The sequence below is a fragment of the Micromonospora sp. NPDC048063 genome (assembly GCF_043202855.1).
Lineage (GTDB): Bacteria > Actinomycetota > Actinomycetes > Mycobacteriales > Micromonosporaceae > Micromonospora.
The window spans coordinates 247,397-261,078 of the sequence record NZ_JBIDBG010000007.1; the positions used below are offsets into that span (position 1 = coordinate 247,397).

Genomic DNA, 13,682 nt, shown 5'->3' on the forward strand with positions numbered 1-13,682 from the left:
ACGTCACGGGCCCGCGTCCGGCTCTGCTGCGCGCGGACCAGATCGGATGGGGCGTAGCCGGCGTGCGGATTCTGGCCGAGGTGGCGCTCACCGCCGAGCCGGGTGCCACGGTCGGACTGCTCGGGCCGAACGGCTCAGGCAAGTCGAGCCTGCTGCGGCTGCTGGCCGGGCTGGCGCGACCCGACTCCGGGCTGGTGCTCCTCGACGACGTCGCGTTGAGCACGCTGTCTCGGCGCGCACTGTCCCGGCGGATCGCGGTGGTCACCCAGCAGGCGGTCACCGACGTGGAGATGTCCGCCCTGGAGGTGGTCCTGTTGGGCCGAATCCCGTACCGCCCACGTCTCGCCGGTGTCGCCGCTGCCGATGTGGCCCTGGCCCGGCACGCGCTCGCCGAGGCCGGTCTGGCCGGGTTCGAGCAGCGGCGCTGGTCCACCCTGTCAGGTGGGGAGCGGCAGCGAGTGGACCTGGCCCGCGCCCTGGTTCAGGAGCCGGACCTGCTGCTGCTCGACGAGCCGACGAACCACCTGGACATCCGGCACCAGCTGGACCTGTTGCAGTTCCTCTCGGAGTCGGCGACCACCGTCGTGGTGACCCTGCACGATCTCAACCTGGCCGCACAGTACTGCGACCGGCTGGTGCTGTTGCACGCCGGCCGAGTGATCGCGGCGGGTGCGCCCGCCGAGGTGCTCACCGCAGCCCGGATCGCGCAGGCATACCGGGTACGGGCGGACGTCGACACGGCGGCTGACGGCCGGCCCCGGGTCCGCTACCGCCGGCCCGGCTCCTGATCCGTCTCAGGCTGCCGTAGGTGGCTACAAGGATCGTCGCCGTGACTGGTTGGATCTACAACGATCGCCCTGAAGGCGTGCGGTTCCTGGCCGAGCGGATCGCGGATCCGGGCCGTGGGGAGATTGAGAACGAGATCTGGGACTGGGTCGTGCGTGGCGAGGACGACGCCGACGAGTTCGTGGATTCCCTTGACGAGGACGAGCAGCGCCACGGCGCCACCGACGAGGAGCTCAGGGCGGCGTACGCCAAGGCGTTGGCCGCTCGGCGGGCGCAGCAGCGTGGGTGGGGTGAGGTGCGGAGCAACCTCGCCCGCGCCTTCCTTGATCTCCTCCTTAGCGCTGAACAGGACGCGACCCCAGTGCACCCGCGGCACGGCGACCTCCAGTTCCCGCAGACGCGCCCGTTCGGCGGGGCCTGTCACCGACTCCTCGACGTCGCCAGGCAGCGAGGCGTGCGGTTCGGCGTCGATACCGAGTCCCGCCAGGTCGGTCCGTGGGGCCACCGCAGCCGCCCGGTAGCCGGAGCAGTGCGTGATGCTACCCACGATGCCGGGCGGCCAGAGCGGCTCGCGGCACGGCCCCGATGTGAGCGGTGCGGCCGCATGCCCCAGTTGTTCCAGGCCTGCCGGGCACAGCGGCGGGCTGTCACGAACTCCCGTCGCCGACTGTCGAGCGCACCGGCGATCAGGTCCTCCTCGCCGGGGAACGGCTCTTCGCCCAGGATGTCCTCGAACTGTTCCACCACCGCCACTGATACCGGGACCAGGGACGTGATCACCGACCACCGTCCACATCATCCACGCTATCGAAAATGACATTCATACCGGTGTAAGCTACGTCCTGTCTCCGTGCCCACCCCATACGCACCCGATCCACGAGGAGCCTCTCGATGTCACTCGGCACCTTCGCCCCCCAGGGCGATCCCGTCCCGGCCCTCACCGAAATCTGGTCGGAACTGCTCGGCGTGCCCTCGCGCACCATCGAGCCCGAGGTGTCGTTCCTGCGTCTGGGCGGAGACTCGGTCCTGGCGGTCCGCATGGCCGCACTCATCCGCAAACGCCTGGGCGTGGTGCTCGCGCTGGCCGATGTGGGCGCCGAGTCGACGGTGTCGGAGCTGGCCGGGCTCGTACGCAGAAGGTCAGCCGGCGGCACCGCGGCCCGGGCGTTGCCGGTCGACCTGCGGCGGCGTGCCGACAAGGCGAGCCCGTTCGCGCTACTTCCCCTGCAACAGGGATACTTCGTCGGCCAGCAGGGCGGCTGGGAGCTGTCGTACGAGTCCGCGCACTTCTACAGCGATGTCGCGTTGCGGAACATGGACAGCGACGAGGCCGCTGAAGCCCTCGCCGACGCCCTGCGGCGCCTCGCCGAGCACCAGCCGATGCTGCGGGCCCGGGTCACCTCCGACGGCATGCAGCACATCCTGCCGCTCGACGCCCCCGCGGCCGTCCCCGAGCCGCAGGTGTACGACCTGCGCAACGCATCGATCGAGACAGCGTCCGAGAGTCTGGCCCTGCTGCGCGCGGAAATGATCGCGAACGGGCCCGACCCGACCCACAGTCCCGGACTCGACGTCCGGCTGACACTGCTGCCCGACGGCAGGGGCCGGCTCCACACGAACATGAGCCTGCTGTTGTTCGACGGATGGTCCGCCACGCTGCTCAACCGGGAACTGCTCGAACTGAGCGCCGACTGGAACGCCGTGCCCGCCCCGCTGGACATGGACTTCGACGACTACGTCGCGTCGGTGCAGGCCCTCCCCCAGAGTGATGCCTGGGCCGGCGACCGCGACTGGTGGTGGTCGCGCCTGGACACCCTGCCGCAGCCCCCGGCGCTGCCGCTGGCAGCCGACCCCCGGGAGGTCCGTGCCACGACGATGGCCAACCGGGAGCAGTACCTGTCGCCCGGCCGCTGGGCCGCGCTGCGCGACCGGTGCGCCGCGCACGACGTCACCCCGTCGACCGCGATGTTCACCGCCTTCGCGATCACCATCGCCCGGTGGGCCGGCCACCACCGCCTCCTGCTGAACTCCCTGCAGCTCAACCGGCTGCCGCTGCATCCCGACGTGCATCGCGTCTTCGGGGCCTTCGCCTCGACCATGCTGCTGCCCACCGAACTCGCACCCGGCTCGACGTTCACGCAACTGGTCACCCAGGCACAACGGCGGTTCACCGAGTATTCCGGGCACGCACTGGTGACCGGTGTCGAGGTGTCCCGGGAGCTCGGCCGGCGGCGCGGCACCCATCGGCCGGTCGCCCCGGTGGTGTTCCAGAGCACGCTCGGCATGGACGCCGCCACGGGCGCTCAGCAGCCCGACGCCGCCGGGCCGTTGGGCGAGCTGGGCATGGACGACTTCTTCCATCAGCTGCGTACCCCCCAGGTGGCGCTGGAAGCCCGGTTCTACGAGCTACGGGGATCACTGGCCATCGTGTTCTCGCTGGTGGAAGAGCTGTTCGACGCCGCGCAGGTGGACGCCGCCTACGCCGAACTGGTGGCGCTGGTCGGCAGCCTCGCCGACGGCGAGGGCTGGCACCGGCCGGTCGACCTACCCACGGAGCCGGACAGCGACCGGACCGGCCTGCGGCTGGGGCAGTACGCCGACGACCGTCCCGGTGCCGCCGACGGCCCGCCCGCGACCGAACTCGAGCAGACGATCGCCATGCTGTGGGAAGAACTGCTGGACACGCCGGTGCTCGACCGCAGCGCCAGCTTCTTCGATCTCGGCGGCGACTCCCTGCTCGCCGTACGGGCCCTGGCCCGGCTGGCCAAGGAGGCGGGAGTCACCGTGCCGGTGCGCGACTTCCTCGCCGACCCCACGGTGGCCGGGCTGGCCGCGGTTAGCCGCGCGGGTGCCGCGCGATGACGGGCTCCGTCGGCGTGCTCGGTGGTGCCGGCACGGTCGGCCGGACCGCCGTCGAACGGCTGCGTGGCTTCGGGCTCCCCGTCCGGGTCGGTGGGCGTGATCTCGACCGGGCCGGCGAGGTCGCCGAGGCGAACGGATCGACTGCTGTGCGCGTCGACCTGTTCGATGACGCCTCGCTCGAGGCGTTCTGCGCGGGCTGCTCGGTGGTGCTCAACTGTGCCGGGCCGTCGTACCGGATTCTCGACCGGGTCGCTCGGGCTGCCCTGTCAGCAGGTGCGGGCTACGTGGACGCGGCGGGTGACTTGGTGGCGGTGGAGGCTCTCACCCAGGATCCACCGGCCGGTCTTTCGCAGCACGCGGCTGTCTTCTCCGCCGGGCTGATGCCCGGCCTCTCCGGGCTCCTGCCACGGCTGCTGCTGGACGGCAGCCCGGTGGCCCGCCTCGACGTGTATGTCGGCGGGTCGGTGGAGATCAGCGCGGCTTCCGCGGTGGACGCGCTGCTGACCCGGGGGCCGAAGTTCGGGCACGCGCTGGCGGTGTGGCGCGACGGACAGGTGGCGCAGCACAGCCTGGCGCCGCTGCGTTCCATCACGCTGCCCGGCTTCCACGGGCGGGTGCACGCCGTACCGTTCCTCTCCACCGAGATGATCGGTCTGGCGTCGGCGGCCGGGCTCCCCGAACTGCGCAACTACACGGTGTACGCGACGGACAACCTGCCGCGGGCCTTCGCGACCGCGTGGGCTGACGACGACGAGTCGCCGGAGGCGCACGCGGCCGCGATCGTGCAGGCGGCGCGGCGCGATGTCGAGGACCACGGACGTCACTACGCGGTTTTGGCGTACGCCCGTCCGCCGGCCGGGTCCGGCCTGGTGCCTCGTCGGGTGCTGCTGAGGACACCGGACTCGTACCCGCTCAGCGGGGTGGTGGCGGCCATCGCGGCACGCGAGGTGGCCGCCGGTGCCGTCGCACCCGGCGCGCACCATGCCTCGGAGGCATTGAACCCCCAAACGGTCGCCAGAGAGTTGGCGGGCGACCCCTGGGTCAGCGAGCTGGCCCTGCCCTCTCGCTGACTGGCGCGCAGGTCGTACTCAGGTGGTGGCGGCGAAGAGTTGGACGCCGACCGGATGCAACGGATGGTCCGGGCCGGGAACGGAGACGATCTGGCTGAAGCCGGCGTCGTCCAGCTCGGCCCGCCACTGCGTCTCGTCGAGGAAGATCTGGCCGGTTCCCGCCCGCCTGTCCCGGTCACCCGGCCGCTGCCCGCCCGGCCGGGCCGACATCAGGAACTGCATGGACGTCAGGATCTGGTGCATCTCGCGCGTGGTCTCCACGAACAGGAGCACACCACCGGGCTGCAGCAGGCGCCGGAAACCGCGCAGGGTTGCGGCGATGTCGACGGCGTTGTGCAGCACGTTGGCGGCGAGCACGACATCGAGTGTGCCCTCGCCGACGTCCTGCGCGAGGATGTCCGTGTTGATGTCGAACCGCCCGTACCGTAGGCCGGCGCGGTCGGCGAACCGGCGCCGGGCGTCGGTGAGGAAGAACGCCGAGACATCGGTGAACAGGTAGTCCAGGGGAGTCTCGCGCAGCGCGTCGAGGACGTCCACGGTGGTACCGCCGACCCCGGCCCCCACTTCCAGAACCCGTAGCGGCCGGTCGGCGGGACGCCATTGCGCTGCCCAGCGCAACGCTTCGGCCGTGGCGGCGTTGACGTAACGGTTGACGGCGTTGTCCCGGTAGGCGCCTTCGGCGGTGCCGGTCTCGCCGTCTGCGAACAGCAGCGCCTGCAGGCTGACCTCGTCACGCAACAGTGCGGGGAGGTACTGCACCGCGGTCTGGAAGAACCGGGTGAGTTCGGGCGGGTAGTGCAGGCCCCGGCGAGCGTCGTCGATGCCGTCGACGGCCGCGACCAGAGCCGTCCGTCCCGGTGCACGCAGATCGTGGTAGCGGTGACCGTCGGTGCTGAGCATGCCGGCATCAACGAGAACCGCGAGCCAACGGCGCATGATCCATTGATGTCTCGGCGCGATGGCCAACGCGGCCGCGATCTTCTCCTCGTCGTCGCCGGACGGTCCGGTGCACAGGTCCGCGCCGGCAAGGGTGTCGGCCATGGCCAGCCGGGCGATGCGGTCGAGCTCCTGGAGAAAGACCGGCAGACGCTCGGCGTCGTGCGGGTCGACCGCACGGGCGGCAGCGGCCGCGATGCGATCGGCCGGAACGCCACGGTCGACGGTGAGCCGCAGTCCCCGCGTATCGGCGCCCGCCTGCCGGAGCATCGCCCGCGTGGCCTCGCCGACGCGGCGGCGTACGAAGGCGGTGAACGGCTCATGGGCGCGGCCGGGCGCGGAAGCGACCGAGGTGAAGGCAGCGGCCGCGGGAGCGACGAGCGCGAGAGCGGCAGGATCGGACTGGTCCAGCACCACCGCGACGTCGGCTCCGGCCAGAGCGGTGCGCAGCTGGTGAGCGGTGACGGCGTCGGCGGCGTTCACCAGCAGCCGGTTGGGGATGCCGCCGATGCGGATCGGCCGGCCCTCGGCGATCATCGCGCGGGCATCGTCCATTCCGGCCCAGTTATGGGCGGCGGGCGGGACGCAGGCGTCGGCCGCTTCGACGTGGAGGACCGCGTCGAAGCGGTAGCGGGTCAACTCGGTGTCGGCGGTCATGGTCTTCGGGTAGGCGGCGATGCGCACGTCGCGGCCGCTGCCCATCGCGGCGCGGGCGAGTACGGCGGGGTCGAAGTTGAGTTCGTCGTCGCGGTCGGCTCGGCCTCGGGCGCGCTCGGTGATCACGGAGTCGGTCGCCTCCGGGTCGGCGGCGCGTTCCAGCCAGCGGCAGTAGGCGTCCAGCAGACCGGCGTGCCGGTTGTCGCCCACGATCACCACGCCGCCGGGTGCGACGAGCCGGACCGCGTCCTGCACCACCCGGCTGAGATAGGCGACATCGGGGAAGCACTGCGTGACGGAGTTGACGAGGACGCAGTCCGGTCCGGCGGTGGGGACACCGGCCCGGTCGAGGGCCCGCCGCACCTGCCCGGAACTCGACTCGTGTGCGCCAGCGCTGACGAAGACCTGCCCCGGCCTGGCCCGCTGCTCGTGCCGGCGCACCATGTCCTCAGCGACGTCGGTGCCGACATAGCCGGCCAGGTGCGGGTACAGCCGGTCGGCGAGCAGCCCGGTTCCGCAGCCCAGCTCCAGGACGTGCCGTGGCCGCGTGGCGAGCACCAGTTCGACGGTGCGCTCGACCCATTCGGTCATGTGCGCGACGGGCAGCGGCTCCCCGGTGTCGGAGGCGCGCCATCCCGCCAGGGTGTCACCGTTGCCCGCTCCCGCCGCGTACGTGTAGTCGTACACCTCGGCCCAGTGATCCAGGTATTCGCGTACCAGCGGCCCCAGGCCGGGCCGGACCGCGGTGGCTTCGGGCCGCAGCCGGATCTGCAAGCCGGTGCCGTCGTGGGCTGCGGCGGCGATCCACGGGTGGGCGTGCAGCCGGTCCAGGGCGGCGGTCATCTCCGGGGACACGTACGGCTCCGTTCGGTGGTCATGACAGGTGGCGGGCGAGGGCGGTGTTGAGTACGCCTGCGACAGCGGTGAGTGCCGGCTCGCGCATCAGGGAGTAGTGGTCGGCGTCGACACCGATCACCTCGGGAGGCATGGCGAGACTGGTGGACCAGCCCAGGTCGGTCAACCCGGGTGGGGTGTCGTCGACGCCCATGCCGATGCCCGAGTTGCGGGTGGCCCTGCGATCGGCTCTGACCAGCAGGGTGTGGGTCCGCTCGTCGCCGTGGAAGCCCGGCCGGTGCTGGGCGAGACTATGCAGGTGCCGGCCGAAGACCGCGACACGGGAACGGGGATCCTCACGGGTGCCGAGGAGCCGGTGCTGCCGGAGCCGGTCCGTCGCCTCCTGCCAGCGTTGCTCGGCCGGTACGCTCAGGAAGGCGTTCAACGCGTCGGTCGTACCCATGCCGAGGTCGATGTCGAGGTAAGCCTCCAGCGCTCCCAGGTGCCGGGCGAGCACTAGAGCCTCCGCCGTCTCGGGCTCGCCGGGGACCGCCGTGATGTAGGTGGGGTCGTTGGAGTCCAGCATCACCAGCAGCGCGACATGCTGGCCCTGGCTGTGCAGGGTCCGGGCCATCTCCTGGCCCAGGCTGCCGCCCATCGACCAGCCGCCGAGCAGGTACGGGCCGTCGGGCTGGACGGAACGCAGGACATCGACGTAGAGGCGCGCCAGAGCGGGCAGCTCGGTGGGCGCCTCGCCGCCGGACAGGCCAGGATCGGTCAGGCCGACGACGGTGACCCGCTCGTCGAGCCGCTGGCCGAGGTCGGCGTAGCAGGTCACGTCGCCGCCGGAGGGATGGACGAGGAACAGCGTCGGACCGGATCCGGTTCCGGCACGCAAGGTGATCGCCACGTCCTCGACCGGCAGCGCCGGGGTGGCGCTTACGGCCTCGCTGCGCCAGGCTGCCGGGTCCGTCAGGCTGCGCAGCCGGCTCAGGTAACGGTCGAACATGCGGTCGACCTCGGCCGGCGGCAGCACCGGCTCCAGCGCATCCCACTGGACCAGTAGCTGACCGTGATGCTCCAGAACCTGATGGTCGAGCACGGTCTGGGGGGTCTGGCTCAGGGCGGACACCTGCCGGCCCGCCCACTCCAGGTCACGGTCGCCGCCGATGACGTCGTCCAGTCCGAGCGCACTGGTGAACACGACCGGTACGGAGGTGAGCGCACCGGTCTGCGCGGACTTCTCCGCCAGCAGGTCGAGGGCGGAGAAGAGCCGATGGTCCAGATCGGTGAACAGTCGGCGGTGCACTCGGCCGGCGTGTTCGGCGAAGCTGCCGGCTGCACGCCGGTCCACCTCGTGCAGCAGCAGCGAGGTGAAGTCACCGACCACGCTGTCCATCGCCGGATGCAGCGGCGGGCGGTCGAACAGAGTCAGCGTGACGGCGAAGTGTTCCTCGCCGCTCCACTGGGCGAGCAGTTCGCCGTACGCGGTGAGAAGGGCGGCTGTCGGGGTGACGCCGTTGGCGGCGGCGTTACGGCGGAAGGCGGCCCACTGCTGCGCGTCGAGCCGGCCCGTATGCCGCTCGAACCGGCCGCCGGTCTCGATACCGGAGACCGGCAAAGTGGGTGCGCCGGGCAGGCCGGGCAGCCGGTCGCGCCAATAGCCGGCAGCCCGCGTCCACTCGGGGGTGTCGCGCCGTGCCGCCAGAGCTCGCACGCAACCGGCAAAGGTGATCGGCACCTCCGGCAGGGCCTGATCGGGATTCGCGTAGTAGTGACGCAGGTCCCGGTCGATGATCCAGTAGCTGCCGGCGTCGCAGACGAGGACGTCGATGCCGAGGAATAGACGAACGCCACCGCCCGGCAGCCGGGCCGCGCGGATCTGGACCAGCGGCCACCGATCGGACGGACCGGGTCGGCGGAAGACCTGCTCGCGCAGGGCGGCGAGCCGTTCGGCGCGTTTCTGCTCACCGGCCTGGGTCAGATCCACCGGGCGGATGCGGTAGGAGGGCACCTGTTCCAGTTGCCGCAGCCGACCCTGCCCGGTCGTGATGGTGCGCAGCATCGCGTGCCGGGCGATGACGAGGTTCCACGCCTGCTCGTAGCGGTCGAGATCGAGGTCCGGGCAGTCGTACTCCAGCGCGAAGTGACAGGCGGTGTCGCCGAAGCGGTAACCCCCGGTGCGGCCCGTCCAGTAGGCGTGCTGCACACGGGTCATGGCGAAGGTGCCGTCCGGGTCCGGTCCACCGGTCACCGTCGTGGCCGGATCCCGCTCTGCAGCCGGTTGCGCGCTGCCGATCGTCCCGGCCAGACCGGCGACAGTCGGACGGGCGAGCAGGTCCCGCAAGCTCAGCCGGACCCGGTACCGTTCTCCCAGGTCGGCGAGCATACGGGTGGCCAGCAGCGAGTGTCCGCCCAGAGCGAAGAAGTCGCTGTCGCCGTCGGTGACCGAGGCGCCGAACAGGTCGGACCAGGCTGCCGCCACGACCGCTTCGACGCCGGTGAGGTCACTGGTGACGTCGTCGTGCCGGTGTGCGGTCGTCCGGTCCGCGGCACGCATCCGGGTGCGCAGGTCGGTAGTGGAGACCGCCACGACCGGCGGCACGGTGCCGGCCGTCGCGGCGCTCAGGATCGCGTCGAGGGCATGCATGCCGGTGGCGGCGTCGAGCGCGAAGGTCAGGTTGACCTCGCGTTCACTGCCCAGCGGCCCCACCTTCCAGGCGTCCCAGACCACGCTGACCCAGCGGGTGTCACCGATGGGCGGCTGTTGCGCGAGGGCGTCGAGGAAGCCGTTCGAGGCGCAGTAGGGCCCGGTGCCGATGCCTCCGACGAGCGTGCCGGCCGACGACATGAGCACGACATGGCGGGGACGCTGCTGCGGCGGCAGGTCCTCGATCGCGGCCCGCAGGGCCAGTGCTCCCCGGGCTTTCGCCCGGAGGTGGCCGTCCACGTGTTCGGGGCCGATGCGGCGCATCGGTGCCAATTCTTCGGTGGCCACCACGCCCGCGGCATGCACCACGAGGTCGAGGGTGGACTGCGAGCTCACGTCGGCCAGCAGCGCGCCGGTGGCGCCGGGGTCGGCGGCGTCGAGCACCTGCACGGACACGTCGTGCCCGCGCTGGACGAGGTGGTGCACCGCGTCCTTGCGGTCGCCGGAACGGGAGGTGATCACGACCCTCATTCCCTGCCCGGCCAGGTGCGCTGCGATGGTGACGCCGACATCGCCGAGGCCGCCGATGATCAGCGCGGTCGTGCCGGGTCGCGCGGCCGGGGCGGAGGAGAGTGCGGGCCAGGGTGCCAGGCCGCTCACCCACCGCTGGGAGTTACGGACGGCGGTCTGGATTCCGGTGGATCCCCCTCGCAGGTCGGCGAGTTCGGCGATCACCGCCGGCGCGTGGGTCCGCAGGTCGGTGACGTCGACGGTGCGCCACGACAGTCCGGGCGTCTCCTGGGCGAGGACCCGGGGCAGGGACCGTACCGCCGCGGCGCCGGGCGCGGGCACGTCCGGGCTCTCGACGCGGCATCCGTTCACCGTCACCTGGAGCAGGAAAGCGGGTGGCGGATCGAGCGCGGCGACCCGGCCGTACCGGAGGATCTCCTCACGGGTCTGCTCGGGTGTCCGGGCGTCACCGGTGACGATCACCACGCCGTCGACCGCTTTGGCCGGATCGTCGAGGCCGACGACTTCGGCGTCGCGGGCACGCAGCGCCGCGCCGATGACATCTCCGGGGTCACCGGTCACCATCCAGCGCCCGCCCAGACTCGGTACGGCGGGCAGCGGCGGCTCCTGCCGCCAGAGCGGTACCTGGAGAAGCTCGCTGGTCTGTGGCTCCGTCGTCTGCGGCTCGGGGTCGATCCACAGGCGGCGTCGCTGGAAGGCGTACCCGGGTGCGGCGACCCGCCGCCGCCCCGGCCGGTGCATGGCGGTGAAGTCGACGAGCACGCCGTGGCTCCACAGTTCGCCGGCGGCCAGGCGTGCCGACGCCAGGTCGGACAGTTCGCCGTCCGACGGGTACGTGGTGACGGTGGCCTTCAGGTGCGCAAGGCCGTGGCTGCGGGCGGCAGCGACAAGGGCCGCCCCGGGGCCGACCTGGATCACCACGGTCGGCGTCGGCTCCGCCGTCGCGGCGGTGAGCGCGGCGGAGAAACGCACCGGCTCACGCAACTGGCGGACCCAGTGCTCCGGATCGGCAAAGTCGTCGCCGACCATCGTGCCGGTCAAGGAGCTGACGGTGGGCACGATGGGCCGCCCGGCGCGCACCGACCGCGCGGCCGCCCGCATGTCCGGCAGCGCCGGGTCGATCAGCCGCGAATGCGCGGCGGACCTCAGTGGTAGCCGGGCCGGCGCGATCCCCCTGCGGCCGAGAACGGCGACCAAATCCTCCACAGCGCCGGCCGGCCCGGAGACCACGCAGGATCGTGGAGCATTCACTGCGGCTAGGTCGAGATCGGGGTGTTCGCGCAGCAGAGCTGTCACATCGGATTCGGACAGTGGGACGGACAGCATCGCTCCGCCGCCCGCGGCTCCGGCCAGCGCGCGGGATCGCACCGCGACGAGGGTCACGGCGTCGGGCAACGTCAGTGCCCCGGAGACGACCGCGGCAGCGTACTCGCCGAGGCTGTGGCCGAGCAGGACCTCCGGGTGGATGCCCCAGGATTCGAGCAGCCGGGCGGTGGCGACCGAGACGGTGAACAGGGCGGGCAGCCCCACGACGGCCGACTCGACCGTCGTCTCGTCACCTCCGGTGATCAACGTGGTGACGTCGGTGCCGAGGTGGTCGCGGAACAGTTTCGCGCACTCCTGCACGCACGAGGCGAACACCGGCTCGTCGGCGTACAACTGCGCGGCCATGCCCGCGTACTGGCTGCCGCCGCCAGGGAAGAGGAACACGAGGCGCGGCGCGCCGTCGGTGCGCACCGCAGCGGTACGCCGCGGCGTGATTCCGGGGCCCGCGACGACCGCCTGCCGGTACGGGTGGTACTTGCGACCGTGTTGCAGGGTGTGCGCGATGTCGGGCAGATCTGCCGACGGCACCTCGCGTGCGGTGGCGTCGAGGGCGGCCGGTTCGTACGCCGAGTAGAGCAGGATCTGGGGCCGGTCGTCCGGCGAGGTGGCCGTCCGGTCGGGCGCCGGGCCAAGCACGACGTGCGCGTTGGTGCCGCCGATGCCGAACGAGCTGACACCCGCGTAGGGCGGGGCATCCCACGGTCGGGTGCGGGTGACCACCGCGAACGGTGAGCCGTCCAGCCCGAGCTGGTCGTTGATCGGATCGGCGTGCAGCGAGGCGGGCAGTGTCCGGTGATGCAACGCGAGCACCGTCTTGATGAACGACGCGATACCGGCGGCCGCGTTGGCGTGACCGATGTTGCTCTTGACAGAGCCGATCCCGCACCATGCCGTGGTCCGGATGCCGTCGTGGCCGAATGCCTTGCGCAGGGCGGCGACCTCGATCGGATCGCCCAGGCGGGTGCCGGTGCCGTGGGCCTCGACGTATCCGACCTGCGACGGTTCGATGCCCGCGACGGCAAGGGCTTCCGCGATCACCCGGGCCTGCCCGCGCAGCGACGGGGCGGTGAAGCCGACCTTGTCGGCGCCGTCGTTGTTGACCGCGCTGCCGTGCAGAACCGCGAGGACGGGATCACCGTCGGCGAGCGCGTCGTCGAGTCGGCGCAGCACCACCGCACCCACACCCTGGCTGTAGACGATGCCGGTGCCGTCGGCGGAGAAGGGCCGGACCCGCCCGTCGACGGCGAAGATGCCTTCCGGCACATACCGATAGCCGTGACCCTGCGGGACGATCAGCGAAGCGCCGCCCGCGACGGCCATGTCGCATTCGCCGGCCAGCAGGGACTGGGCGGCCACGTGGACGGCGACCAGCGAGGTGGAGCAGGTCGTGGTGATGTTCATCGCCGGCCCGGTCAGGCCCAGCCGGTAGGCCGTCTGCAGAGGTAGGTAGTCGGCCTGGGTGGCGATGGCGGTCTGCAGGCTGCCGAGGGGATCGGGCCCGCCGCCGGTCGGATCCCAGCGACCGGCGAGGTTGGCCGTGAGATAGGCACTCTGGGCCGTTCCTGCGAAGACACCGACCGCCTCGATGCCGGCGCCGCCGCCGTGCCCGCTGCGTTCTAGCGCCTCCCAGGCGGTCTCGAGGAAGAGCCGGTGCTGCGGGTCGGTGAGGGCCGCTTCGGCATCGGTGAGCCCGAAGGGGGACGGATCGAACAGTTCCTGGCCGTCGATGATCCCGCCGACCGGCACGTAGTCCTTGCGCCGACGCATGCCCAGAGGCACGCCTCGGTCGGCGAGTTCCTCGTCGGGGAACCGGGTGAGGCCTTCGCGCGCGTCCCGCAGCAGCTCCCAGAAGCGGTCGGCGTTCGGTGCACCGGGGAAGCGCCCGGCGACGGCGGTCACCGCAAGGGCGGGGTGGGACGGCGAAGGGGGCGTCATCGCGCTCCTCGATGGTTGGCCGAAAGGGGCTCATCCGTTATACATGAGAATGACAACCATTTCCATCAACGCGGTCCACTATCGACCGAGCCTAC

Annotated in this window: 5 protein-coding genes and 1 pseudogene; 3 read left to right on the plus strand and 3 right to left on the minus strand. The window is 71.7% G+C overall.

Translation table 11 applies throughout. The features are described from left to right. Window positions 1-62 precede the first annotated feature (62 nt). Window positions 63-788 (plus strand): ABC transporter ATP-binding protein, encoded by a 726-nt coding sequence (locus ACGFZ2_RS19680; protein ID WP_393455384.1) that lies wholly within the window; start codon window positions 63-65, stop codon window positions 786-788. On the opposite strand, the pseudogene ACGFZ2_RS19685 reads toward ACGFZ2_RS19680, so the two are convergent. After that, window positions 767-1,566: pseudogene (locus ACGFZ2_RS19685) on the minus strand (4'-phosphopantetheinyl transferase). The gene ACGFZ2_RS19680 and the pseudogene ACGFZ2_RS19685 sit on opposite strands and share 22 nt — an antisense overlap. Before the next feature lie 111 nt (window positions 1,567-1,677). Between ACGFZ2_RS19685 and ACGFZ2_RS19690 the strand changes: the two are divergent. Together ACGFZ2_RS19690 and ACGFZ2_RS19695 are read left to right on the plus strand one after the other, a co-directional pair. After that, window positions 1,678-3,648, plus strand: a complete 1,971-nt coding sequence (locus tag ACGFZ2_RS19690) for a phosphopantetheine-binding protein (RefSeq protein WP_393455387.1) — start codon at window positions 1,678-1,680, stop codon at window positions 3,646-3,648. Beyond that, window positions 3,645-4,718, plus strand: coding sequence for a saccharopine dehydrogenase NADP-binding domain-containing protein (locus ACGFZ2_RS19695; RefSeq protein WP_393455390.1), 1,074 nt, complete (start codon window positions 3,645-3,647; stop codon window positions 4,716-4,718). The genes ACGFZ2_RS19690 and ACGFZ2_RS19695 overlap by 4 nt, the downstream gene beginning before the upstream one ends. Window positions 4,719-4,736: 18 nt before the next feature. On the opposite strand, the gene ACGFZ2_RS19700 is transcribed toward ACGFZ2_RS19695, so the two are convergent. After that, window positions 4,737-7,166, minus strand: a complete 2,430-nt coding sequence (locus ACGFZ2_RS19700; RefSeq protein WP_393455393.1) for a methyltransferase — start codon at window positions 7,164-7,166, stop codon at window positions 4,737-4,739. A 19-nt stretch (window positions 7,167-7,185) separates the two neighbouring features. Then, window positions 7,186-13,587 carry an SDR family NAD(P)-dependent oxidoreductase gene (locus ACGFZ2_RS19705; protein ID WP_393455396.1) on the minus strand — a complete coding sequence of 2,134 codons (6,402 nt, stop codon included), beginning with the start codon at window positions 13,585-13,587 and terminating at the stop codon, window positions 7,186-7,188. Window positions 13,588-13,682: the final 95 nt, after the last annotated feature.